At 43.5% G+C, this 26192-nt stretch carries 21 protein-coding genes; 12 read left to right on the top strand and 9 right to left on the bottom strand.

Annotated elements, in window-relative coordinates; genetic code table 11:
• Nucleotides 1-42: 42 nt before the first annotated feature.
• Nucleotides 43-1356 carry an IS4 family transposase gene (locus FJQ87_RS10960; protein WP_140932662.1) on the bottom strand — a complete coding sequence of 438 codons (1314 nt, stop codon included), beginning with the start codon at nucleotides 1354-1356 and terminating at the stop codon, nucleotides 43-45.
• A 547-nt stretch (nucleotides 1357-1903) separates the two neighbouring features.
• Between FJQ87_RS10960 and FJQ87_RS10955 the strand changes: the two genes are divergently transcribed.
• Nucleotides 1904-3307: an endonuclease/exonuclease/phosphatase family protein gene (locus FJQ87_RS10955; protein ID WP_140932661.1), complete on the top strand. Its 1404-nt coding sequence runs from the start codon at nucleotides 1904-1906 to the stop codon at nucleotides 3305-3307.
• A gap of 131 nt (nucleotides 3308-3438) precedes the next feature.
• Here FJQ87_RS10955 and FJQ87_RS10950 read toward each other — a convergent pair whose 3' ends face one another.
• The 6 genes from FJQ87_RS10950 to ubiG form a co-directional block, all read right to left on the bottom strand.
• Nucleotides 3439-3780, bottom strand: coding sequence for a PBPRA1643 family SWIM/SEC-C metal-binding motif protein (locus FJQ87_RS10950; protein ID WP_140932660.1), 342 nt, complete (start codon nucleotides 3778-3780; stop codon nucleotides 3439-3441).
• 106 nt (nucleotides 3781-3886) lie between these two features.
• Nucleotides 3887-4288 (bottom strand): class I ribonucleotide reductase maintenance protein YfaE, encoded by a 402-nt coding sequence (gene yfaE / locus FJQ87_RS10945; protein WP_140932659.1) that lies wholly within the window; start codon nucleotides 4286-4288, stop codon nucleotides 3887-3889.
• Nucleotides 4257-5387, bottom strand: a complete 1131-nt coding sequence (nrdB, locus tag FJQ87_RS10940; RefSeq protein WP_140932658.1) for a class Ia ribonucleoside-diphosphate reductase subunit beta — start codon at nucleotides 5385-5387, stop codon at nucleotides 4257-4259. The genes yfaE and nrdB overlap by 32 nt, the downstream gene beginning before the upstream one ends.
• 51 nt (nucleotides 5388-5438) lie before the next feature.
• Nucleotides 5439-7727: a class 1a ribonucleoside-diphosphate reductase subunit alpha gene (gene nrdA, locus FJQ87_RS10935; protein WP_140932657.1), complete on the bottom strand. Its 2289-nt coding sequence runs from the start codon at nucleotides 7725-7727 to the stop codon at nucleotides 5439-5441.
• Nucleotides 7728-8135: 408 nt separating this feature from the next.
• The gene (locus FJQ87_RS10930) at nucleotides 8136-8807 is read right to left on the bottom strand and encodes an HAD-IA family hydrolase (RefSeq protein ID WP_140934083.1); all 672 of its coding nucleotides are present in this window, start codon (nucleotides 8805-8807) and stop codon (nucleotides 8136-8138) included.
• Between the two features lie 2 nt (nucleotides 8808-8809).
• Entirely contained in the window at nucleotides 8810-9517 is a 708-nt protein-coding gene (ubiG, locus tag FJQ87_RS10925) for a bifunctional 2-polyprenyl-6-hydroxyphenol methylase/3-demethylubiquinol 3-O-methyltransferase UbiG (RefSeq protein ID WP_140932656.1), read from the bottom strand.
• Nucleotides 9518-9838: 321 nt separating this feature from the next.
• Between ubiG and gyrA the strand changes: the two genes are divergently transcribed.
• Both gyrA and serC read left to right on the top strand, forming a co-directional pair.
• Nucleotides 9839-12526 (top strand): DNA gyrase subunit A, encoded by a 2688-nt coding sequence (gyrA, locus tag FJQ87_RS10920; protein ID WP_140932655.1) that lies wholly within the window; start codon nucleotides 9839-9841, stop codon nucleotides 12524-12526.
• Between the two features lie 92 nt (nucleotides 12527-12618).
• Nucleotides 12619-13710: a 3-phosphoserine/phosphohydroxythreonine transaminase gene (serC, locus tag FJQ87_RS10915; RefSeq protein ID WP_140932654.1), complete on the top strand. Its 1092-nt coding sequence runs from the start codon at nucleotides 12619-12621 to the stop codon at nucleotides 13708-13710.
• A 230-nt stretch (nucleotides 13711-13940) separates the two neighbouring features.
• On the opposite strand, the gene FJQ87_RS10910 is transcribed toward serC, so the two are convergent.
• Nucleotides 13941-15131, bottom strand: a complete 1191-nt coding sequence (locus FJQ87_RS10910; protein ID WP_140932653.1) for an amino acid aminotransferase — start codon at nucleotides 15129-15131, stop codon at nucleotides 13941-13943.
• Between the two features lie 367 nt (nucleotides 15132-15498).
• Here FJQ87_RS10910 and aroA point away from each other — a divergent pair, with 367 nt between their 5' ends.
• From aroA to FJQ87_RS10870, 8 genes are all read left to right on the top strand, one after another.
• Nucleotides 15499-16782, top strand: coding sequence for a 3-phosphoshikimate 1-carboxyvinyltransferase (gene aroA, locus FJQ87_RS10905; RefSeq protein WP_140932652.1), 1284 nt, complete (start codon nucleotides 15499-15501; stop codon nucleotides 16780-16782).
• Between the two features lie 193 nt (nucleotides 16783-16975).
• Nucleotides 16976-17671: a (d)CMP kinase gene (cmk, locus tag FJQ87_RS10900; protein WP_140932651.1), complete on the top strand. Its 696-nt coding sequence runs from the start codon at nucleotides 16976-16978 to the stop codon at nucleotides 17669-17671.
• 100 nt (nucleotides 17672-17771) lie between these two features.
• On the top strand, nucleotides 17772-19439 hold the full coding sequence (gene rpsA, locus FJQ87_RS10895) for a 30S ribosomal protein S1 (RefSeq protein WP_140932650.1): 1668 nt from the start codon (nucleotides 17772-17774) through the stop codon (nucleotides 19437-19439).
• Nucleotides 19440-19511: 72 nt separating this feature from the next.
• Nucleotides 19512-19799: an integration host factor subunit beta gene (ihfB, locus tag FJQ87_RS10890; protein WP_140932649.1), complete on the top strand. Its 288-nt coding sequence runs from the start codon at nucleotides 19512-19514 to the stop codon at nucleotides 19797-19799.
• A gap of 121 nt (nucleotides 19800-19920) precedes the next feature.
• A complete protein-coding gene (locus FJQ87_RS10885) occupies nucleotides 19921-20235 on the top strand; it encodes a LapA family protein (RefSeq protein WP_140932648.1) in 315 nt (104 codons plus the stop codon).
• Nucleotide 20236: 1 nt separating this feature from the next.
• Nucleotides 20237-21397, top strand: a complete 1161-nt coding sequence (gene lapB, locus FJQ87_RS10880; protein ID WP_140932647.1) for a lipopolysaccharide assembly protein LapB — start codon at nucleotides 20237-20239, stop codon at nucleotides 21395-21397.
• A 26-nt stretch (nucleotides 21398-21423) separates the two neighbouring features.
• Complete coding sequence (gene pyrF, locus FJQ87_RS10875) at nucleotides 21424-22125, top strand: orotidine-5'-phosphate decarboxylase (RefSeq protein WP_140932646.1); 702 nt, start codon at nucleotides 21424-21426, stop codon at nucleotides 22123-22125.
• Between the two features lie 91 nt (nucleotides 22126-22216).
• Nucleotides 22217-22762 carry a DUF2058 domain-containing protein gene (locus FJQ87_RS10870; protein ID WP_140932645.1) on the top strand — a complete coding sequence of 182 codons (546 nt, stop codon included), beginning with the start codon at nucleotides 22217-22219 and terminating at the stop codon, nucleotides 22760-22762.
• Nucleotides 22763-22853: 91 nt separating this feature from the next.
• On the opposite strand, the gene FJQ87_RS10865 is transcribed toward FJQ87_RS10870, so the two are convergent.
• Nucleotides 22854-24056, bottom strand: a complete 1203-nt coding sequence (locus FJQ87_RS10865; RefSeq protein ID WP_140931638.1) for an IS256-like element ISSod4 family transposase — start codon at nucleotides 24054-24056, stop codon at nucleotides 22854-22856.
• A 322-nt stretch (nucleotides 24057-24378) separates the two neighbouring features.
• Between FJQ87_RS10865 and FJQ87_RS10860 the strand changes: the two genes are divergently transcribed.
• Nucleotides 24379-26124: an acyl-CoA dehydrogenase family protein gene (locus FJQ87_RS10860; protein WP_140932644.1), complete on the top strand. Its 1746-nt coding sequence runs from the start codon at nucleotides 24379-24381 to the stop codon at nucleotides 26122-26124.
• Nucleotides 26125-26192: the final 68 nt, after the last annotated feature.

Below are 26192 nucleotides of genomic sequence, written 5' to 3'. Positions count from 1 at the left end.
GTTAGTAAATGAAGCCCAGTCATTATTCTTAATGCCACTCGCTTAAGAGCGAGTGGCATTTTTACTTGGATATTTCACTGTTTTCTTTAGCACCACACGCGGGTAGCTGGGCCGCTTCCTCTTTGGGGGTAAAATCAACCTTTTGCCATTTTCCCTCAGTCGTTTTAAGTGCTGTGGGATCGCACCCGGACTTCCTTTGTCGCTCCAACCAAACTCATCCTGTATTAAAAACAGGGCATTAATGAAACTTATCCTCTGTGGCTCAACTTTATGCTGCACTGCCATTGCGGCCATCTCTAGCCGAACAATATTGTAGGTCGTTAAGATCCCCCATAATTCTTGATACACCCCATTCTTCTTCTTACTGCGCAGGACAGGTTTATTTTCCAGTTGATATTGCTTTAGCTCACCATAACCCCTCTCTATCTCCCATCGCTGCCAATACACCTTGAGTAAATCGTTCACTGGATAGCTGTTGGGGCATAGGCAGGACGTGATAAACCCTTTGATATCACCTTTGGGTGACGGAATAAGGCGGGCTTGCCAGCGCTCCCCCAGATAAGGCGCTTGCTGTTTAGCTTGGGGGGATACCGGCATCTCAACCAGATGGTCATACTCTGAGAATGACTCGATAATTTGATAGCGGGTCTTAGACTTTATCGGGGTTAACCAATGGGTGTTTGCACCGCTTCCTTGCCAGCTGATGAGCAATTCGGCAGACATAAACCCACGGTCAAACAACGTGAGCGAATTCTCGGGAGCTGAGCCAATCAATTGCTGTGCATAGTGAATTTCACTGTGGGTAACAGGCCCGAAAGCCGCATCAGAAAGTAAGTGGCTACGAGTAGACATTAAGGTGACCGCCAGCACAGAGGGAAAAGAAGCCGTGCTTTGTGCAAAGCCAAAGTGATGGTTTTCTTCAGTGTTATGCGTCTTAAAATACGTCCCATCAACACTGAGCAATTTCAATCCCGCTATCTCATCAAATTCGCACTGTGTTTCCCACTGTGCAGCGGTTGTTTTGAACAGATAACGCATGGGCTCTGAACCCAACTTTTCTTTGGCTTTGATGATACTACTGGTCGCCAGTGGCGGGAGCTCCCCCTTGGAGTCGGGAAATGCCAGTGAGAGCGTATCACAGACTTGCTGAATCGAGCGGTTACGCATCAAACCAATGCCTAGAACCAACCAAACAGCTTGCTCTGCAGGGAAACGGCGGGTTCGAAGCGAGGCCCTGCCAGTTTGTTGCACAGCCTCAGCCACCCAATCCATGGGAACATGTTTGGCGAATACATCAATATCTTGCGCTTGGAAAAATTCAGCGGTAACGAGTAGCTCTTTAGAAAATTCAGACATAAAAAAATCAGCTGCAACTTAGGTTGCGGCTGATTATGAAGCCCTTGAAAGATCGTTCAACTACTTAAAACGATCGGCATTAAGTCATTATTCTGGGCTTTTAGTTAACTATTTTTCAGTTAGTTGCTTTTTTTGGTAAGCAAAATGAGTTTGTGTTTCTTGGTGAACAATGATTGGTAGTTGAAGCCTTGTAATAAATTATTTTTGGGATGTTTATTTTGTTATTAGTTTGGCTTTTATAAAATATACCTAAAATACTGGTAGCTACGAGTTGTTGTTATTTTTTACCATATTATCAATATGACTTGCTTAGTGTTCTTGTAATAAAACAGTTGTCGTTGTTTCTGTTTGTTACAGATTGAGGCAAATGTTGAGATATATTTAATCGTGTAACCGAGTTAATTTAATTGATTAATTTAGCTTATTTAATATTCGCTTGGTTGGATTTGTGTTGGTTGTCATGGTGTAAGGTTTTCGGCATGTTTATTATGGCGTTGATATTTATTGTAAATATTACCCTATAAAAAATATAAATCAGGTTGATAACATGACATTCTTAAAATCTACTGCTGCGGCAGCCATCACTATTGCACTTCTTGCGGGTTGTAACGACGAAACAAATAATTACTACCCGACAACACCAGACACTGAATCACAAACCCTCAGAATTGGTGCATTTAATCTATCTTTCGATCGTGCGAGTTATCAAGAGTTAGCTGCAGAAATGGCCATAGCTCCAGCCAAACAACAGCAGTTGGTCGAAGGTTACTTAAAAAAGAACCTAACTGAAGCGGAGATGGCTGTTGCTGCGAAAGTTATTCAAATACGAAACGTGGCAGCGATTATTCAAACTCAACGACCGGCTGTATTAATGGCGGCTGAGTTTAATAACGATGGTTCTGGCAAAGATATGAAAGCGTTAAATGGCTTTCGTATAAATTATTTAGCGGTACCACAAAGTAGCCTTGGCGCTGGTGGAAAAGCTGATTTATTGCCAATTAATTATCCATTCACTGGCAATTATGCCACCAATACGGGTTTAGCTTCTGGTTTAGATTTAGATAATGATGGCAAAACTACTAGCCCAGGTGACGGTTGGGGCTTTGGTTTTTACCACGGTCAATATGCTTTCGGTTTGTTATCACAATATCCGATTGAGCATGATAAGGTTCGAACTTTCCAGGAATTTAAATGGAAGGATATGACTGGCGCTAAGAACATTGCTGTTAATTGTAAGCCTGATAATACTGCCACTTGGTGTGCTGATGATTTTTGGTATAGCAAGGATGAATGGGAACAGATCCCATTATCGTCTAAAAACCATGTTGATGCTCCTGTAACGATTAAAACTGCTAGTGGTGATAAAACCATTCATTTATTGATGTCTCATCCAACGCCACCTGTGTTTGATAAAGGAGTTGAAGCGCCTTATAACGTCGTTAAAAATGCTGATGAGGTCCGTTTTTGGGTAGATTATGTGGCAGGTGGTGAACAGGGCGCTTATATCTATGATGATAAAGGCTTAGTAGGTGGTTTAGCTAATGGCGAATCGTTTGTCGTCCTGGGTGATTTAAACGCTGATCCAGAAAATGGTGATGGCGATTTAACGGCTATTCGCGCCTTATTAAACCACGCTAAAGTTAATCACTACGCTAGCACTGGCATTTATGCTCCTAAGAGCTTTGGCGGCCCAGAATGTTTATCAAGCGGTGAATGTCGCAAAGATATTGCATCGTCCCCGTATCCTGAGATGATCACCAGTACCTTTGGCTTACGAGTCGATCATGTGACGCCATCGGTTGATCTCAATGTCACTGATTCCGGCATCTTTTGGCCAATCAGTTCTGATGACAATTACAAGTTAGTCAATGATGAACGCATTGGGAGATATGGCAAAGGCAAGGATGTATCATCAGATCATCGTTTAGTGTGGATTGATATCGAACTTTAATGTAATAGCTATTTGGAAATGAGCCCAGCCGTTGCTGGGCTTTTTATTGTTGTCTACTTTGGAGGGCTTATAGATAAATTCACTTTTAAAGGATGCCAATAAAAAAGCATTGCCGAGGCAATGCTTTTTTATTAGTTAGCGCCGCAGCACTTTTTGTATTTTTGCTTACTGCCACATGGGCAAGGCTCATTACGGTTAGGCTTGGCATCAACTGTTTGCGTGGTAGGCTTGTTGATAATCACATCTAACTGACGGATATCTTCAGCTTGAGTTGCATCAATAGTAATTAAACCTATTAATTTATGCTCATCCAACAGTTGTTGAACTTGTTGCTGTCTTGCTTCATCAGCAACCACTAACACTAATGGATTGACGTCAGTGCCAGGTTTTAAGGTGCGCTTGGTGTTATAACCGCTTTCGCCATATTGAGGCTTAGGCGTTTTACGGCCTTTAAAAAAGAATTTATCAGACATGGTGGTTCCACTCGAACAATAATGAGGATGCTTATACTATAAAAAGGCCATTTGGGGAATGAAAATCGCGGTTTCTAAGTTAACTTGCTGCAATAATCGACATTTATTAAGTCTTGTCGATACCTTCTGAAACCATTTTATTACGCTTGTCAGCACTGGACAGTTTGCATAAATCAAGGCCTGGATAATGGCGTTTACGAATAACTTTGACGCCGACACTGGATAAATCCAGATTGACATTCGTGAGCGGTCGACAGCAACAAGGCAAGCATTCATCGGGGCGTAATTGCGCCAATGGCGGGGTAATATAGTCTACTTGACCACTTAACACCCGCGTCTTACACGCGCCACAATAGCCGCTGCGACACTCAGAAAAAATTGCCACTTGCTTAGCTTCTAGCGCAGCCAACAAGGTCTGATGCGCCGAGGTAAATAATAACGTCGGCTGACCTTGAAGGCTGATAATAGGATCTTTGTTAAAGATCGAAGTCGAGGAAGTCTTTGTCATCGAGGGCGGCATCGATTTGTCCTACTAAGTAGGATGATACTTCAACTTCTTGTGGGGCAACTTGCACCGCATCACTTTCTAACCAGTTTTTCATCCACGGCAGTGGATTCGACTGTTCAGCATAAGGCTGCGGTAAGTTCACTGAGCGCATCCGTTCGTTAGTGATGAATTCCACATATTGACAAAGAATTTGCTCATTAAGACCAATCATAGAGCCATCTTTAAACAGATACTTAGCCCATTCTTTTTCTTGTTCAGCGGCGCGCAGGAAGATGTCATAGCATTCAGACATAGATTCAATGGCAATTTCACCCATTTCAGGGTCATCTTTACCCGCTTGCATCAGTTTAATAATATGCTGGGTACCATTTAAGTGGAGCGCTTCATCACGAGCAATTAAGCGAATGATTTTAGCGTTGCCTTCCATTAAGCGGCGTTCAGCAAAGGCAAATGAGCAAGCAAAGCTGACATAGAAACGAATAGCTTCAAGGGCGTTCACCGCCATCATGCATAAATACAGTGATTTTTTGAGTGCACGTCTGCTGATGGTGACTTCTTTTCCATCGATCAGGTGAGTGCCTTCACCATGCAATTCATAGGCTTGAGTTTGACGAATTAAGGTATCGTAAAAATCAGAAATATCGCCAGCGCGCTTTAAAATCTCTTTATTTACCAAAATATCATCAAAGATCTTGGCTGGATCATTGGTGATGTTACGAATGATATGAGTGTATGACCGTGAATGAATGGTTTCAGAGAATGACCAAGTTTCAATCCAAGTTTCTAACTCTGGCAGTGATACCAAGGGCAAAAATGCCACGTTTGGCGAACGACCTTGAATCGAGTCTAATAAGGTTTGGTACTTAAGGTTAGACAAGAAGATATGTTGTTCGTGATCCGGCAATTTACCAAAATCTATGTTGTCACGGCTAACGTCGACTTCTTCAGGACGCCAGAAAAACGATAACTGCTTTTCAATCAGGCGTTCAAAAACTTCATATTTTTGAATGTCGTAACGGGCAACGTTGACAGGTTGGCCAAAGAACATAGGTTCTTTAGTCGCATCATTCGGAGTTTGACAAAAAGTGCTGTAAGCCATTATAGGGATCCCAATCAAAGGGGCCGTTAAGGCCCCATCTAGCAAATAAAGTTAAATTTTACACGCGCCACCGGCACAACCATCATCTTCAGCTTCAACGCTAGAGATGTCGTCGTATTTATCAGAAGCACCATCACGAGTGTTATGATAATACAGGGTTTTAATACCGAGTTTATAGGTAGTGAGCAAATCCTTTAACAGCAATTTCATCGGTACCTTGTGACTGTCAAATTTAGCTGGGTCATAGTTTGTGTTGGCTGAAATCGCTTGGTCAACAAACTTTTGCATAATGCCGACTAATTGCAGATAACCTTCGTTCGATGGCATTTGCCATAACAACTCATACTTATCACGTAATTGGTCAAAATCAGGCACTACTTGCTTCAGCTGTCCATCTTTACTGGCTTTAACGCTGATAAGGCCTCGTGGTGGTTCAATACCATTAGTCGCGTTAGAAATTTGCGATGAAGTTTCTGATGGCATTAACGCTGATAAGGTCGAGTTACGTAAGCCATGCTTGACTATGTCTTGGCGTAAGCTTTCCCAATCAAGGTGTAATGGTTCGCTGCAAATAACGTCTAAATCACGCTTGTAGGTATCGATTGGCAAAATACCTTGAGAGTAAGTCGTCTCATGGAATAATGGACAAGCGCCTTTTTCTTTAGCCAATAACATAGATGCTTTAAGCAAATAGAACTGAATAGCTTCAAAAGTTCTGTGGGTGAGGGCATTAGCACTGCCATCAGAGTACTTTAAGTTATTCTTGGCTAAATAATTGGCAAAGTTAATGACGCCTATACCTAAAGTTCGGCGATTCATTGACGCCAATTCAGCGGCCTTAATTGGATAATCTTGATAATCAAGCAAGTTATCTAATGCGCGAACGGCTAAATCAGCTAACCCTTCTAACTCATCCAGACTTTCAATCGCGCCTAAGTTTAATGCCGATAAGGTACACAGGGCGATTTCGCCATTGGTATCATCGATATTGGTCATTGGCTTAGTTGGCAACGCAATTTCCAAACATAAGTTTGATTGGCGAATTGGCGCTACTTTTGAGTCGAATGGGCTGTGGGTATTACAATGATCGACGTTTTGAATGTAAATACGACCAGTAGACGCACGCTCTTGCATCATCAATGAAAACAAGTCAGCCGCGCGAATTTGGCGCTTACGGATAGCAGCATCTTGCTCGTACTTAAGATATAAACGCTCAAACTCGTCTTGATCTTCAAAGAAAGCGTCGTATAAGCCAGGTACATCCGATGGGCTAAATAGGCTAATGTGCTCGCCTTTAACTAAACGGGTATACATCAGCTTGTTAATTTGTACGCCGTAGTCTAAGTGACGAACACGGTTTTCTTCAACGCCGCGGTTGTTTTTAAGTACCAGTAGGGATTCCACTTCTAAGTGCCACATAGGGTAGAAGAGGGTCGCTGCGCCGCCGCGAACGCCACCTTGTGAACATGACTTAACCGCAGTTTGAAAATACTTATAAAAAGGTAAGCAACCGGTATGGAAAGCTTCACCGCCACGAATTGAACTACCTAAGGCGCGAATACGGCCGGCGTTAATGCCGATACCAGCGCGCTGACTAACATACTTAACAATGGATGACGCAGTGGCGTTAATTGAATCTAAGCTATCACCACACTCAATCAGTACACATGAGCTGAACTGACGGGTAGGAGTGCGCACGCCTGACATGATTGGCGTTGGCAGTGAAATCTTAAAAGTCGATACCGCATCATAAAAACTCTTGATGTAAGTTAAGCGAGTCTCTTTTGGATATTCAGCGAATAAACAGGCAGCAACCAGTATGTATAAAAACTGAGTGCTTTCATAAACTTCTCCTGTTACACGGTTCTGAACTAAATACTTGCCCTCAAGCTGCTTAACGGCAGCATAGGAGAAGTTCATGTCACGCCAGTGATCCACATAGCCATCGAGGATATCAATTTCTTCACGGCTATAGTCATTTAAGATGTGAGCGTCATATTTACCGAGCTCAACCAGCTTAACGATATGGTTATAAAGCTTAGGTGGCTCAAATTGACCATAAGCTTTTTTGCGCAAATGGAAAATGGCCAAACGCGCTGCCAAAAATTGGTAATCAGGCGATTCTGGAGAGATTAAATCTGCGGCGGCCTTGATAATGGTTTCATGAATGGCTTCCGTTGGAATGCCGTCAAAAAACTGTAGGTGAGAACGTAGTTCCACCTCAGATACCGAGACATTGTGAAGTCCTTTTGCTGCCCAGGTGATCACTCTGTGGATCTTGTCGAGATCTATGTTCTCACGTTCACCACTGCGTTTTGTGACTGTCATATTGCTGTTCATTAACGATTAGCCTTGAAATTTTGATTAATAAAATACATATATTGTTGCGAGGTAAACAAATCCATTTGCCGTTCAGAACCGAGGAGAAAACTACTACAGGACAAAAAAATCCAGTATTTATCTTGTGGTGTCTTTTTAACTGAACACACAACATATGGGTGTATTTTGGAACTTGAGGTACAAGATAATGAGGTTAATGGCTATTTGCAAGCACTATAAGTTGGGGGTTTCTTGTGGATAAGGTGGGGGTAGAATTTGGGGTTAGTGGTGACTAACCCTAAACCTGAATTATTGCTGAACTGTGCGGTGAATAACTTTAAAACCCCGAAAAAAAGCCGAAAATTTAAAGCGAATTAACCGCCACTAAAATGACCAATCCGAGCGCTTGAGCTGATCTAAAAATGATCGCTATTGGCTAAGGTTTAGTTGTAAAAAATGCTCGAGTTCTTGAGGGTGATTAAACTGTAATCGGCTCGGCCACGAGTGATGATCCTCATCACCTAAATAGCCCCACAAGGCGAGCGCCGGGATCATGCCGGCATTAACCGCAGCTTCCATATCCCGCGCGGCATCGCCAAGATAAAGAATGTGTTCGGGTCGGCATCCAAGTTGTGACGCAGCTAGTAACATAGGCGCTGGATGCGGTTTAGGCTGCAGGCAGGAATCGCCACTGACAATAGCTTGCATAGTTACGGTCAGATTTAAGTGCTGACACAAGGGACGACTAAAGCGCGCATGTTTATTAGTGACTATGCCTTGCGGTATCCCAAGCGTGGTTAAAGTGTGGATTAAGTGCTCCATACCCTCGAAAAACTCACTGTATTGGCCATTAATGCGCTGGTAGTGCTGTAATAAATCGTGCTGAATGGCAAGTTTTTCACCTTGCTGAAGATGGGGCGCCGCCGCATTCACTAATGCCATTGACCCGTGCGACGCAGCGCTTTTTACTTGCTGATAGGGTGCCGGCGCTAAACCTGCATCGTTTAATGCTAAGTTTAAAGCCGCAACCAGATCGGGCGCGGTATCAACAATGGTGCCATCTAAATCAAACAGCACTGCTTTTATCTGAGGACAATTCACCATTAAGCCTTATGGCATACCAGCATATAGTTAACTTCTAAGCTGTCGGTATAGCGGAAAATCCCAGAGATTGGATTGTAGGTTACCCCGCTACAGCCTTCACAAATCAAATCGGTATTGTCTATCATGGCAATTAATTCGGACGGGCGAATGAATTTGCTATGTTCATGGGTGCCCTTTGGCAGCATTCTTAGCACATATTCAGCACCAACTATGGTTTCTATATAGGAGCGAATATTGCGATTAATGGTTGAGAAAAACACATAACCATTAGGTTTAACCATGTCGCAGCACGCTTTAATCACAGATTGCGGATCTGGCACATGTTCAAGCATTTCCATGCAAGTGATGACATCATAATGTTGCTGATGATCTAAACTGTGCTGCTCGGCTGTCATGCGTTGATAATCAACGCTAACGCCCATTTCCAGCGCATGTAACTTAGCAACCTCAAGTGGCTCTTCGCCCATATCAATGCCAGTCACTTTAGCGCCAAGGCGCGCCATACTTTCAGACAAAATGCCGCCACCACAGCCCACATCTAATACTTGCTTGCCAAATAAGCCATGACTATTGAGGTCAATGTAATTTAATCGCAATGGATTAAATTGGTGTAATGGTTTGAAATCACCCGTTGGGTCCCACCAATTAGCCGCCATACGTTCAAACTTGGCAATTTCATTAAGATCTACATTTTGATTGGTTTCCATGGACTTCCCATCCGAATAAAAGTGACACGCCATTATACTCAGCTTTTGTGACGCGAAAACACTAAAGCATAAAGGCATTGTGACAGATTTCATCATTATCCATAAAAGCCGCCGTTGATGACTGACTAAAAAATAACGCCTAAGGTATTGCTTTTATTCGATTGCAGCCTTTTTGAGCACTTTCGCTGTGATATCCCATTTGATTGCAAGCTAGGTCTGGCGGCAATAAATAACTGTGTTAGAATGCCAAATCATGTTTAAAGCTGCGCCATTTTGGGTGTCAACTCGGGCCAGCATTATTTTCAGGGGAACGAGCAGTTTATGACTGATCTGGCTTCATCTATTTCGCCAATTAATATTGAAGACGAATTAAAAACATCGTACCTGGATTACGCCATGAGCGTCATCGTAGGCCGGGCATTGCCAGACGTGCGTGACGGGTTAAAACCTGTTCACCGTCGCGTATTGTTTGCCATGAGTGAACTGAAAAACGACTGGAACAAACCTTATAAAAAATCTGCTCGTGTAGTTGGTGACGTGATCGGTAAATATCACCCTCATGGTGATATCGCTGTTTACGACACTATTGTACGTATGGCCCAAAACTTCTCCATGCGTTACACCTTAGTTGATGGTCAAGGTAACTTTGGTTCTGTTGATGGCGACGCCGCAGCAGCAATGCGTTATACCGAAATCCGTATGGATAAGTTAGCGCATCAATTACTGGCCGATCTTGAGAAAGAAACTGTCGATTTTGTGCCTAACTATGATGGCACTGAATTTATTCCTGAAGTGATGCCAACCCGCATTCCGAACCTATTAATCAATGGTTCATCAGGCATTGCGGTAGGTATGGCCACTAACATTCCGCCACATAACCTCAATGAAGTTGTGAGTGCTTGTCTTGCGTTAATCGAAGAGCCTGAATTGCCAATTGAGCAAATCATGGAATATATTCCAGGCCCAGATTTCCCAACTGCTGCCATCATTAACGGTCGTCGAGGCATTGAAGAAGCCTATCGTACTGGCCGTGGCAAAGTTATCATGCGTTCACGCGCTGAAGTGGAAACCGATGAAAACGGTCGCGAGCGCATCATAGTTCACGAAATTCCGTATCAAGTGAACAAAGCCCGTTTGATTGAAAAAATCGCCGAGCTAGTAAAAGATAAAAAGATTGAAGGGATCAGCGGCTTACGTGACGAGTCTGATAAAGACGGTATGCGTATTGTGGTTGAGATTAAGCGCGGTGAAGTGGGCGAGGTCGTATTAAACAACCTGTACTCACAGACTCAAATGCAAACGTCTTTCGGTATTAACATGGTGGCCTTGATCAACGGTCAGCCGAAGTTATTCAACCTGAAAGAAATGCTAGAAGCCTTTATTCTGCATCGCCGTGAAGTGGTGACACGCCGCACTGTGTTTGAATTACGCAAAGCCCGTGATCGCGCTCATATCTTGGAAGCGCTGGCCATTGCCTTAGCTAACATAGATCCAATCATTGCCCTGATCAAAGCCTCGCCAACCTCAGCAGACGCTAAAGCTAAGTTAATTAGCCAAGGTTGGGAACTGGGTAATGTGCAAGGCATGTTAGAAAAGGCTGGTGATGACGCTGCCCGTCCAGAATGGTTAGAGCCTGAATACGGTATTCGTGATGGCTTATATTATCTGACTGAACAGCAAGCCCAAGCGATTCTTGAGTTACGCCTGCACCGCTTAACGGGTCTTGAACACGAAAAGATATTAAGTGAATACGAAGAGCTGTTAGACATCATCGCTGCATTATTACTGATTTTGCGCAGCCCAGAGCGTTTGATGGAAGTGATTAAAGAAGAACTGCTAGAAGTTAAAGAGCAGTTTGGTGATGCGCGCCGCTCAGAAATCAACGCTTCTGCTATCGATATTAGCCTTGAAGATTTGATCAACGAAGAAGACGTAGTCGTTACCTTATCGCACTTAGGCTATGCCAAGTATCAACCACTGACTGACTATCAAGCTCAGCGCCGTGGTGGTAAAGGTAAAGCCGCGACTAAAGTGAAAGATGAAGATTTCGTTGAAAAGCTATTAGTGGCCAACACCCACGATACCATTTTATGCTTCTCTGACTTTGGTAAGATGTATTGGTTGAAGGTATATCAATTACCACTGGCTAGCCGTACTGCTCGTGGCAAGCCAATTATCAATATTCTGCCGCTGCAAGATGGCGAACGTATCACTGCTATTCTGCCAGTACGTGAATACGCACAAGACAAGTACATCATCATGGCAACCGCCCACGGTACTGTGAAGAAGACAGCGTTAACTGAATACAGCCGTCCACGTGCTAACGGTATTATTGCCGTTAATCTTAAAGATGGTGATCAGTTAATTGGTGTCGACATTACCGATGGCAGTAACGACATTATGTTGTTCTCTGATGAAGGTAAGGTAGTACGCTTTAACGAGAAAGCCCGCGACTCTGAAACTGGCGAAGTGAAGATTGACCCAGAAACCGGCGAAGAAATGCTGTCGATCCGTCCTATGGGTCGTACCGCTACTGGTGTTCGTGGTATCCGTCTTGAAGAAGGTCAAAAAGTAGTATCTCTGATTGTGCCTAAGGCCGATGGCGATATTTTAACTGTGACCGAGAATGGTTTTGGTAAGCGTACCGCATTGAGCGAATACCCTGCTAAGAGCCGTGCGACTAAAGGCGTGGTCTCGATTAAGGTGAGCGAGCGTAATGGCGCTGTTGTTGGTGCTGTTCAAGTCGGTGATAACGATGAAATCATGTTGATCAGCAACAAGGGTACTTTAGTACGTACTCCTGCTTCTGGTGTATCTGTGATTGGTCGTAACACTCAAGGTGTACGCATTATCCGTGTCGCCGATGAAGAGCAAGTCGTTGGCTTACAACGTATTGATGAAATCCCGCAATCAGAATTCGATGAAGAAGATGTGATTGAGGATGTGGATGGCGAAGAAGTACAAACGCCAGATACCGACGCTGAAGTCGATATCAGCCACGAAGAGTAATAATTAGGCGTCCCATGGGACGCCTTTTTTATCATAAAATTTGTTGTTCATTAATAAAATAATCATTGCTATCAATAACAAGGAGAGCTGAGTTGGATCCCATCTATAACTTTTGTGCAGGGCCAGCCATGTTGCCTGCAACTGTGATGCAAAAGGCGCAAGCTGAAATGTGTGATTGGCAGGGACTGGGTGTGTCTGTCATGGAAATCAGCCATCGCAGCCCTGAGTTTATTGCCATGGCAAAACAGACGGAAGCGGATTTACGCCAGTTACTCACTATTCCAGATAACTATCATGTGTTGTTTATGCATGGTGGTGGTCGTGGTCAATTTTCAGCTGTTGTGAATAATTTTCTTGGCAATAATGGCCGCGCTTGTTATCTGGTCTCAGGTCAGTGGTCAGATGCTGCCGCTGCAGAAGCAGTAACCCTAACAGGGGCTGATGCCATAGATATTATCCCTGTAGTTGAAGAAGTAAATGGCCGTAAACAAGTTATTATTCCAAGCTTTGATGCGACCAATGAGTATCGCTATTTACATTATTGCCCTAATGAAACCGTTGATGGTATCGAAATTTTTGATGAAATAAACAGCCCATGGCCTGTGGTGGCTGATATGTCATCGTGTTTATTGTCACGCAGTATTGATGTCAGTCGCTATGGCTTGATCTACGCTGGCGCGCAAAAGAATATTGGTCCATCTGGCCTTGCCATTGTGATTGTTCGCAGTGATTTATTAGCCTTACCTGCGCTGGCGCAACCCGCCATTATGGATTATCGCTTAGCCCGTGATTATGACTCCATGTATAACACGCCGCCGACTTATGCCTGGTATTTAGCTGGCGAAGTATTTAAGTGGCTGTTAGCGCAAGGTGGTGTTGCCGCCATTGAGGCTGTCAATGAAGCCAAAGCTCAGTGCCTTTACGCGGGTATCGACAATTCTGACTTGTACATTAACCGTGTCGCTCCTGCTAATCGCTCGCGCATGAACGTGACCTTTGCATTGAATGATGAATCACTCAACGCCGCGTTTTTACAACAAGCGCAAGCTCAGGGCTTGTTAGCACTTAAAGGTCATAGAATCGTAGGTGGGATGCGCGCGAGTATTTACAATGCTATGCCGCTTGCTGGGGTAGAGGCTTTGGTTGAATTTATGACGCGCTTTGCAAGCGATAATAAGGCTTAAAACTACATCAACAGCTAGCGTCAATATCAGTCGCAGCCGTTAATATAAGCGGCTACGACATTTAGGACCTTAAGTTAAAGCCATAAAAAAAGCGAATGTTATCATTCGCTTTTTTGTTGTTATTTTTATGGATTAGCGGTTTCGTATTGAACTTCAAACTTCAAACTTCAAACTTCAAACTTCAAACTTCAAACTTCAAACTTCAAACTTCAAACCTAGTTAGTTATTCACTACAACACAGCGGTAATAGATTTAGCCAGATAATCAATGTTGCTTTGGTTGATACCTGCAATGCTAATGCGGCTAGAGTCGACCATATAGACGCTATAGTCTGCAGTTAATTGCTTCACTTGCACAGGCGTTAACCCCAAAAAGCTAAACATCCCTTTTTCATTTGCGATGAAACTGAAATCTTTTGCGGTTTGAAGCTGGTGCAATTTTGCTACCAGTAACTCACGGTTGCCATTAATTCGCTCGCGCATCACTGCGACTTCTTGCTGCCACTGCGCTGATAATGCTTGCGACCCTAAAATAGTCTCAACTAGCGCCGCGCCATGAGCCGGTGGCATAGAGTAAATACAGCGGATCACATATAGCATGATAGATAAGGCCGTATCGGCAGCTTGTGACGTTTTAGCCATAATACTGCAGCTACCAATCCGCTCGCGATATAGGCCAAAATTCTTTGAGCATGAAGTGCATAACAGCATTTCATCAACCGCCGCAGCCATTTTACGCACGCCATAAGCATCTTCATCAAGTCCGCTACCAAAGCCTTGATAAGCTAAATCGATTAATGGCAGAAAGCCACGGCGACGGGCAACGTCAACCACTTTGTCCCATTGCTCGTTGGTTAAATCGGCGCCGCTGGGGTTATGACAGCAACCATGCAGTAATACCACATCTTGCTCGCCTACAAGCTCTAACGCAGCCAACATGTCTTCAAAACGTATGCCTTTATTGGCAAAATCATAATAGGGGTAAGTGCGAACCGTTAAGCCAGCAGTAGCAAATAAACCGGTATGATTAGCCCAGGTGGGATCACTAACATAGATGGTTGCGCCTGGGCGTAAACGCTCAATTAAATCGGCAGCAACTTTTAACGCCCCTGTCCCCCCTGGGGTTGACACGGTACGAATGCGATTAGCCATGAGAGCACTATGATCATTTCCCAAGGCTAACTCAGTCATTAATTGATTAAATGGCGCTGAGCCTGTTGGGCCGATATAGACCTTACTTTGTTCATTATCAGTGCGCCATTGCTCTGCAATTTTGACCGTAGCCAAAATAGGGGTGTTACCAGCTTCATCCTTATAAACACCAACGCCTAAATCTACCTTAAGCGGATTGGGATCTTGGCGATATTGAGTTAAGAGGCCAAGTATGGGATCGGCGGGCATTGGTGTAAGGGCGTTAAACATAGTTCCATCTACCTTATTTGAATGATGATATTTTGCTGGGCTCACAGTGTTTGTGCTTATCCTAAGTGACTCAAGAGTAACAAACAACCAGACGTTGGCTGTTTATTTGTGTTGCTTGTAACAAGCAAAGTGCCATCAAAATCATTAGTAGATCTGCTTTTATCGACGCGCAACCATGGCTTTAGCCATAAAAATGGGGGGCCTTGATGAAATCCGCGCCAAAATGACGAACAAGATAAAAAATCACTTGAATGATCAAGCTAGTTAAGTAACTTAAGCATAGGCTGAGTACTCTTGATTAGGACTTTGTCATTAACTCTGTTCGCTAAGGACAATTCTTTAACCCGTACCAGTAGATGAGAGTTCTATGAATCAACTTTTTTTAGCCCCAGTTCAAGACATTACCGGTGAAATCAATATTCCAGGCTCCAAAAGTATTTCAAATCGGGCATTGCTGCTAGCAACGTTAGCCAGTGGTACCACACGACTTACAAACTTGCTTGATTCAGATGATATTCGTCATATGCAAAATGCGTTACGCCAGTTAGGCGTACCTTTTACGCTTAGCAATAATAATACCGTATGCGAGATAAAGGGCTTAGGCGGGAGTATTAATAGTCAGCAAGCGCAAGAATTGTTCTTAGGCAATGCTGGTACCGCCATGCGCCCATTATGTGCGGCATTAACCTTGGGCGCAGGGCAATTTACTTTAGTGGGCGAGCCGCGCATGGAAGAGCGCCCTATAGGCGATTTAGTGGACGCTTTACGGGCGTTAGGCGCTGATATTGAATATCTCAAACGTCCAGGTTATCCACCACTAAAAATTACAGCAACAGGCCTAAATGGTGGAAACGTGGCCATTGACGGCAGTTTATCAAGCCAATATTTAACTGCCTTACTAATGGTTGCGCCCCTTGCCAAAGAGACAGTTATCATCAACATAGTCGGCGATTTAGTCTCTAAACCTTATATAGATATCACCTTGGATTTAATGAAAAAATTTGGGGTAACTGTCACTAATGATAACTATCAGCGTTTTACTGTGTTATCAGGGCAAACCTATGTGTCACCAGGGCAAGTGCTAGTTGAGGGGGATGCCTCTTCCGCGTCTTATTTTTTGGCAGCGGGCGCGATTGCAGGACGAGAGGTTAAAGTTACAGGAGTAGGGCGTTTATCGATTCAAGGCGATATAAAGTTTGCTGATGCCTTAGCTGCCATGGGCGCAGATATAGAGTGGGGCGATGATTTTATTATTGCAAAACGATCGAACCTACATGCTATTGATATGGATATGAATCATATTCCTGATGCTGCCATGACCATAGCAACCACAGCTTTATTTGCGAAAGGAACCACCTGTCTTCGCAATATTTATAATTGGCGCATAAAAGAAACTGACAGATTAGCGGCAATGGCGTGTGAATTAAGAAAAGTTGGCGCGCTGATTGAAGAGGGCGAAGACTATATTTGCATCACACCGCCTGCCAAGATAACTACTGCGAATATAGATACTTATAATGATCATCGCATGGCAATGTGCTTCTCGTTGCTGAGTTTTGCCAACGAAGGTATCACCATTAACGATCCAGAATGTACCTCCAAGACATTTCCTGACTATTTTAACGAGTTTGCGCGTTTAACCAGCAGTTAATCACAATTATTTGTGCCTGAAATACAAGGGTTTTAGGCATAATCTGCAAGTTTTATGATCATTTGACGGCGCATTTTGAAATTTACCCAAGCTTTTGCGGTCAACTGGTATATAATGCTGCGCGCTCATTTCAGGGAATATCTCTAGTGGTGTGAGTAAACCAGGGAAGGGGTGGATAATTTTGGAGGATTATATGTCAGAACAAGCGCCTGTAGTTACAGTCGACGGGCCAAGTGGTGCTGGTAAAGGTACTATTTGTCACTTATTAGCACAACGATTAGGTTGGCACTTACTGGATAGTGGGGCAATTTATCGAGTATTAGCACTGGCGGCTATGCATCATAATGTTGAACTTGATAATGAAGAAGCCATCACATTATTGGCCGCTCATCTTGATGTGCAATTTCAAACCGGGCATGGAAGCAACGGCATTAAAGTCGTTCTCGAAGGTGAAGATGTCACCAATGACATTAGAACCCAAGAGTGCTCCAATGCAGCCTCTAAAGTGGCCGCATTTCCTCGCGTACGTGAAGCATTATTGCGTCGCCAACGCGCTTTTAGAACCTCACCAGGTCTAGTGGCAGACGGTCGAGATATGGGCACAGTTGTTTTCCCCGAATCTCCCGCAAAAATTTATTTAACTGCATCTGCACAAGAGCGTGCTCGAAGACGCTATAATCAGTTGCAGGACAAAGGCTTCGATGGTAATATCGATCGCCTTTTGGCAGAAATCATAGAGCGCGATGAGCGTGATATGAATCGAGCTGTCGCACCGTTAGTACCCGCAGAAGATGCGTTGGTTATTGATACTACCGGTTTAGGTATCGAACAAGTGTTAGATATTGCTATCAAACATATTGTTGAAAAATTATCTGATACGCGCCTTTAACGCGGGTATCGGAGGTATTCATCATAAGGATGTGATGAATTATATTACTGACTCCACGTTCATGGTTGACTCGTGGTTTATTACTTAAAGTTAATTAAACATGACTGAATCTTTTGCTGATCTGTTTGAACAATCCCTTCAACAACTGGAATTCCGTCCAGGCTCTATCGTTCGTGGTACTGTAGTATCGATCAAGAACGGCATGGTACTGGTTGACGCGGGCCTGAAATCTGAAAGCCCAATCCCAGCTGAGCAATTCAAAAACGCACAGGGTGAACTGGAAATCGCTGTAGGCGACGAAGTTGATGTAGCTCTGGACAGCGTTGAAGATGGCTTTGGTGAGACTCAACTGTCTCGCGAAAAAGCTAAGCGCCATGAAGCTTGGATCGTTCTGGAAAAAGCCTATGAAGATGCTGAAACTGTTATTGGTATCATCAATGGTAAAGTTAAAGGCGGTTTCACCGTTGAATTAAACGGTATCCGTGCGTTCCTGCCTGGTTCTCTGGTTGACGTCCGTCCTGTACGGGACACTGCTCACCTGGAAAACAAAGAGCTGGAATTCAAGGTAATCAAGCTGGATCAGAAGCGTAACAACGTTGTTGTTTCTCGTCGTGCAGTTATCGAATCTGAAAGCAGCGCTGAGCGTGATGCTCTGCTTGAAAACCTGCAAGAAGGTCAAGCTGTTAAGGGTATCGTTAAGAACCTGACTGACTACGGTGCATTCGTAGACTTAGGCGGTGTAGACGGTCTGTTGCACATCACCGATATGGCTTGGAAGCGTGTTAAGCACCCATCTGAGATCGTAAACGTTGGTGATGAAATCAATGTTAAAGTACTGAAGTACGATCGTGAGCGCACTCGTGTTTCTCTGGGTCTGAAGCAACTGGGTGAAGATCCATGGTTGGAAATCAGCAAGCGTTACCCAGAAAGCACTAAGCTGAAAGGCCGTGTGACTAACCTGACTGACTATGGCTGCTTCGTAGAAATCGAAGAAGGCGTTGAAGGTCTGGTACACGTTTCTGAAATGGATTGGACTAACAAGAACATTCACCCATCTAAAGTTGTTAACTTAGGTGATGAAGTTGAAGTTCTGGTTCTGGACATCGATGAAGAGCGTCGTCGTATTTCTCTGGGTCTGAAGCAGTGTAAGACTAACCCATGGGATGATTTCGCAAACCGTTTCGCTAAAGGCGATAAAGTAACTGGTAAGATCAAGTCAATCACTGACTTCGGTATCTTCATCGGTCTTGACGGTGGTATCGATGGTCTGGTTCACCTGTCTGACATTACCTGGAACGGTACTGGCGAAGACGCAGTAAGCGAATACAAGAAAGGCGACGAAATCACTGCAGTGGTTCTGTCTGTTGATCCTGAGCGCGAGCGTATCAGCCTGGGCGTTAAGCAGACTGAAGACGATCCATTCAATGCATACTTAGCTGACAAGAAGAAAGGCGTTATCGTTCACGGTACCGTTACTGTTGTTGACGCTAAAGGTGTGACTGTTGAATTGGCTGATTCTGTTGAAGGTTACATCCGTGTAGCTGACATTTCTCGTGAACGTATCGAAGATGCTTCTGAGGAATTCACAGTAGGTCAAGCTGTTGAAGCCAAGTTCATGGGCGTGGATCGTAAGAACCGCACCATCAGCCTGTCTATCAAAGCGAAAGACGAAGCTGAAGAGAAAGAAGTAATGGCTAACTTGAACAAACAAGATGATGCTGTTATTAGTAATGCAATGGCTGAAGCTTTCAAAGCAGCTCGTAAATAATCGCCTGTGGTTCGGGAGCACTACGCTCCCGTTGGGCGACTGTAATTTGGCTTGATAATAGGGGTAGCTAGGATGACTAAATCCGAACTGATCGAAAAACTTGCCAGCAGGCAGTCGCAACTGTCGGCTAAAGAAGTTGAAAGTGCTATTAAAGAAATGTTGGAGCAAATGGCTTCAACACTTGAAAGCGGTGATCGTATAGAAATCCGTGGTTTTGGTAGTTTTTCGCTTCATTATCGTGCGCCGCGTGTTGGTCGTAATCCTAAGACAGGAACATCTGTTGAATTGGAAGGCAAATATGTACCGCACTTTAAGCCTGGCAAAGAGTTGCGTGAACGTGTTGATGCACCTAACTCATAATCACTGATTATTTAAAAAGCCTCCTTATGGAGGCTTTTTTATATCTATTGCACAGCATTACTGGTCAGGGCCGTCAATTTCTTGGATAATCAAGTTATTGAAACACGTTAAGGAGTCTAGCGTGAGATCATTTGTAGTTGCTGTTTTTATTGCGGTTCTTTTTACCTTAGGGTTACTGTTTGGCGCGAGTAATGACCAGATGGTAACTATTAGCTATTTTGTCGCTCGGGGAGAGTTTCATCTTCCTGTGGTATTGGCTTGTGTATTTTTAATGGGTTTTTTGACCAGTTGGTTAGTCGCATTTTATCATTTGACTAAGCACAAGTTAGCTAACCGTCGCTTGCGTAAGCAAGTCACTCAGTTAGAAGTCCAATTGAAATTAGGAACGTCTGCTGTTGGCACCGAGAACGCCGTTATCTCGGACAAACAGGTTTGATATGTTAGAGCTATTATTTTTACTTTTGCCAATTGCTGCCGCCTATGGTTGGTACATGGGACAGCGCAACTTGCGGCAAAAAGAGCAGCAGCAGAACAAAAAATTAAGCCATGATTATTTTACTGGGTTAAATTTTCTGCTTTCTAACGAATCGGATAAAGCAGTCGATCTGTTTATCAGTATGTTAGATGTTGATGACGACACTATCGATACTCATCTATCTCTGGGGTCTTTGTTTCGTAAACGTGGCGAAGTCGACCGCGCTATTCGCATCCATCAAAATCTTATTGCTCGACCTCATTTACCCCAAGATCAGCAAGATTTAGCCATGATGGAATTGGGCAAAGATTATCATGCGGCCGGATTTTACGATCGGGCTGAAGAGATTTTCCTTAAGTTAGTGAGTCAGGAGGATCATAGTGAAGAAGCTGAAACCTTACTGATTGAAATTTACCAAATCACTAAAGAATGGCAAAAAGCCATTGATGTTACACGGAAATTATCACGTAAACGTCAGCAAACTCTTAAACCTGTGATTGCGCATTTTTATTGTGAATTAGCGCAGGAACAAGTTGATAATGACAAAAAAATTAAGTATTTACTGCAAGCCGTTAAACAAGACTCGGCGTGTGGTCGCGCTTTCATCACCTTAGCTCGGCTGTATCAGCAAGAAGGCCAATTGCGTCAGTGTAAGCAGGTATTATTGCAATTGCTTAATGCTGATGTGATGTTATTTACCGATGCCTTAGCACTGGCACGCGAAGTGTATATTGCTGAGCAAGATAGCGAAGGCTTTCATGACTTATTACTGCAAGCAATTGAGAAAGGCGCGGGCGCGAGTGCTGTCATTGCTTTAGCGCAGTGGTTGGAGGAACAAGGGGATATACAACATGCTGAAAAGTTAGTGTTAGATACTCTTTATCACCATCCCACCATGAAAGGATTCCAACACTTGATGCAAATTCATTTGCAGCAAGCAGAACATGGCCAAGCTAAACAAAGTTTGAGCCTACTTGCTCAATTAGTTGAGCAGCAAATAAAAACCCGACCATCCTTTCGTTGTAAAGAATGTGGCTTTCCTTCCCACGCGCTCTATTGGCACTGTCCTTCATGTAAGCACTGGGGCAGCATTAGCCGCATTAAAGGATTGGATGGTGAATAATAAAATCGCTTTAGTTTGGAGTTAGAATGACCGCGAAGCCTATTGTAGTAGCATTAGATTATGACAATAAACATGCTGCATTGAGTTTAATTGATAAACTTGACCCTGAAATGTGCCGTTTAAAAGTAGGTAAAGAGATGTTTACCTTATTTGGACCGCAGTTGGTTAAAGATATCCATAGTCGTGGCTTCGATTTGTTTTTGGATCTTAAATTTCATGATATTCCTAATACAGTCGCTAAGGCAGTTGCTGCTACCGCAGACTTAGGTGTGTGGATGACCAATGTGCATGCCAGTGGCGGTTTAGCCATGATGCAAGCAGCGAGACAAGCCTTATTACCTTTTGGTGATAATGCGCCAATCTTGATTGCTGTTACTGTCTTAACCTCTACCAGTCAGCAAGATTTAGCCTTATTAGGCATTAATACGCCAATTCAAGAGCATGTATTGCGCTTAGCTAAATTGACGCAAGAAGCAGGGCTTAAAGGTGTCGTATGCTCGGCACAAGAGGCCGCTGTGTTACGCCAGCAATTAGGTGTTCATTTCAAATTAATCACCCCAGGCATACGCCCTGAGGGCAGTGATAAGGGCGATCAACATCGCATCATGACCCCTGCACAAGCCATCGCTGCCGGTTCGGATTATTTAGTGATTGGCAGACCTATTACTCAGGCCGCCGATCCTTTGCAAATGCTGCACAGTATTCATCACTCTTTGTATAAAGGCTAAACTTGACCGATATCTCGAACTTACGAGGTGTCTGTTGATGTATGAGTTCTAGCATTTTTGAACAAAGTCTAAATTCAAGTAAGGTCTTAATATGGCAAATGCATTACAAGAACAGCTGTTAAAGGCAGGTCTTGCCAGTAAACAAAAAGCGCGTGATGTTAAAACGCAGCAAAGACGGCAAAAGAAAGCCAAAGTTGACGATGGCAGTTCTGAGTTTAAACAACAAGTGGCTGAACAAAAGTTAGCGCAAGCGGCGAAAGATAAAGCCTTAAACGAAGAGCGTTTTGCTAAGGCGCAGGCTCAAGGTCAGGTAAGAAGTTTAATCACTGAATTTACGCGCTCAGCGTTAACTATTCCTACGAGCGGTGACGTTAAATTTAACTTTACCTTAGGCACAAAAATTTACTCGATTTATCTGACCGAAGCCTTACAACAGTCGTTGTTAAGAGGGCAGTTAGGTATTGTGCGCTATGAAGATAAAAGTTACTTAGTACCGCACAAATTGGCTGAAAGAGTGCAGTTATTAGTGCCTGAGTGGTGCGGTTATTTGTGGACTAAAGAGAACAATACTCAAGAGATTATCGAACAAGATGATCCATATGCCGATTATGTTATCCCTGACGATTTAATCTGGTAATCATAGTTGCGATAGTGGCCTTGTTAATTGACTCGGTCACTATCGATATACTTTTTTCGAGGGCGTTCAAAATTCTGTGTCAGGCTAATTTTTAAATTTCTAGCACGCTATCTAAACGCCCTTCAAAATAAATCGCTAACTGAGATAAACAAAGGCTCCAATTGTGGATTGGCATGGTCCATTTATCTGAGGCGTTTAATATGCCTGCATAAAGTAGCTTCAACAAGCTATTTTCATTAGGAAAAGCACCTTTGGTTTTGGTGAGCTTTCTAAATTGGCGATGTACCGCCTCAACGGCATTGGTCGTGTAAATCACTTTCCTGATATGTTCTGGGTACCTAAAATAATGGGACAAATTATGCCATTTGCGACGCCAAGAGTTGATTACCAGCGGATAAGCATCACCCCATTTGGCCTCCAGTTCGTCCAATGCCATCTCTGCGGCTTCTTTACTCACGGCTCGATACACAGGCTTTAAATCAGCCATAAACGCTTTCTGATGTTTTGAGGCGACATACTTCATTGAGTTGCGGATCTGGTGGATAACACATAGCTGTGTTTCCGTATTAGGGAAGATACTGGCTATCGCCTCAGGGAAACCGGTCAAGCCGTCAACACAGGCGATAAGAATATCTTTTACACCACGATTATTAAGATCGGTCAGTACGGATAGCCAGTAATTAGCGCCTTCATTTTCGGATAAATGAAGCCCTAAAATTTCCTTTTTTCCTTTCATATTAAGCGCTAACAATGTGTAAACGGCTTTACTGACGTAACGCCCATCCTCTTTGACTTTATAATGTATCGCATCAAGCCAAACGATAGGATAATGGCTATCTAATGGGCGCTGTTGCCACGCTTTAAGTTCGGGGATGAGTTTATCAGTGATAGCACTGACTGTTGCGTTAGATACATTGATCCCATACATATCTTCAACATGTTGATTAATATCGCGATAGCTCATACCTATACTGAACATCGATAACACTTTACGTTCGATTTCATCGGTTAGCGTAGTTTGATTTTTCTTAATAAACTGAGGTTCAAAAGTGCCATTGCGGTCTCTAGGGGTGTCTAACTCAAAGTTACCGGACGGATGCTTAATGGTCTTAGGGGTTTTGCCATTTTTACGATTAGGCAGAGGATCATGCGCTAAATGCTGCTCAAGCTCAGCCTGGAGAGCCGCTTCAGTGAGTTGCTTGATCAGTGGACCAAGAATGCTGTCTTTACCTGTGAGGCTTTTACCTGACTGCAGATCTTTAAGGGCTTGTTCGAAGTTAAAAGGTTGGGTCATGTGTCATTCCTGTTTTTGAATATTTTACTGAAATGACACAGAATTATGAACACTACCCTTTTTTCTGCGAATATTGTCCCTTATAGAGTTTTCATTCTCTCTACTTAATCACCAAGTCCACTATTACCGTCATAGCATTTTCCAGTCTTTCTTAGATAAATTGGCCCTTAGCCAGTCTTGGCTCATAAAGTAAAAAGCCTGCCGAATAAATTTAGCTAACAACAATCACAAACTCTTATTTAAGTGGCGCCAAGGCTTTATTTGTCTGTTAATAGCAGGTAAATTAAACAAGTGTTTAAAATTATCTTTTTGAGAATCAGTCATGTATCCATATGAAGCTCCGCTTGATGAAATGCGTTTTCTGTTAGACAAGGTTTTTGATGCTCGCCAAATGTGGGCGGAGATTGCGCCTTTAGCAGAACATATCGATATGGATACAGCGTTAGCTATCCTAGATGAGTCTGCCAACTTAAGTAAAAATTTAGTTTATCCATTAAATCGTAGTGGCGATGAACAAGGTGTCAGCTTTGCTGACGGCCAAGTAATCACTCCTGAGGGGTATCAACAGGCTTATCAAGAATTTGTTGACGGCGGCTGGATAGGATTATGTGGTGAACTGGATTTTGGCGGTATGGGAATGCCAAAAATGTTGGGCTTGCTTGTGGATGAGATGGGTTACGGTGCCTGTAACGCCTTTACCTTATATAACTCATTAACGGCTGGCGCGGCATTATGCATTCATGCCCATGGCACAGATGAATTGAAACAGACGTTTTTACCTAAGTTATATTCAGGCGAGTGGTCAGGCGCTATGGATATGACAGAGCCGCAAGCGGGTTCTGATTTAAGAAACATTCGAACTAAAGCTGAGCCGCAGGATGATGATAGTTATTTGATCACTGGCAGTAAGATTTTTATCACTGGTGGCGATCACGATTTAACTGAAAACGTCATTCACTTAGTGTTAGCTAAGTTACCAGATTCTAATGGCTTATCTTTGTTTTTAGTGCCTAAGTTTACTGTTAATTCCGACCAGTCGATAGCGGGTCCCAATGGTGTTACCGTAGGTTCAATCGAACACAAAATGGGGCTTAAAGGTTCGGCCACTTGTGTGATGAATTATGACAATGCTCGCGGATTTTTGATTGGTAAAGCCAATCGCGGCCTAGTGTGTATGTTTACTATGATGAACTATGAGCGTCTGGCCATAGGCATTCAAGGATTAGGCTGCTCGCAGGCGGCTTATCAAATGGCGGGCACTTATGCCAAAGAGCGTTTACAAGGCCAAGCAGTAGGGGGGGGCGATCAGCAAGCGCCGCTTATTGTTCATGGTGATGTGCGTCGCATGCTGCTTACCATAGCAAGTTTAACCGAAGCCGGGCGCGCATTAGCCCTGCATACTGGTCAACAGCTTGATTTAGCAAAATTTAGCCAAGATGATGCCATTAAAGCCAAAGCATCACGCTATGTAGGTCTATTAACGCCGGTAGCTAAAGCCTTCCTCACGGATAGAGGCTTAGATGTGGCTATTATGGCGCAGCAAGTCTTTGGTGGGCATGGTTATATTCGAGAGTCTGGTATTGAACAACTGGTGCGAGACACCCGAATTGCCCAAATCTATGAAGGTACCAATGGTATCCAGGCCCTGGATTTCCTCGGACGGAAAGTTCTGGGTGATAATCTTGAAACGCTGCAGCAATTTATTGATGAAGTCATACAAGAAATTGATGCGCTCGATGTTAATGCAACTCATGCATTAGCGGTAAAAGAGCGACTGCAGGCACTGATTAAAAGTGGCATAGTGATTAATCAGCAAAAACTTGAGTCACCGCATTTAGTTAATGCCGTGGCGGTTGATTATCTCGATGCTTTTGGTTATGCGATTTACGGCTACTACTGGTTGAAAATGAGCGCGTTAGCGACCAGTGAAACCTTATCGTTTAAACAAAGAAAGCAGGCGATCGCCGATTTTTACATCAATAAGTTACTGGCTAAATCTGATTACCATCTAGCGCAAGTCAATAGTGGTGAGCACACCATTATGGCGCCTTTGGCTGAATGGTTTTAAGTAGTTAATTCAATCATCAAAAAATTTGATGCTTGTTAAGCTCATAATGCAATGCGGACTATCGAGTC

This window comes from Shewanella sp. SNU WT4 (assembly GCF_006494715.1).
GTDB lineage: Bacteria > Pseudomonadota > Gammaproteobacteria > Enterobacterales > Shewanellaceae > Shewanella.
This window is presented reverse-complemented; position numbering and strand designations above follow the sequence as displayed.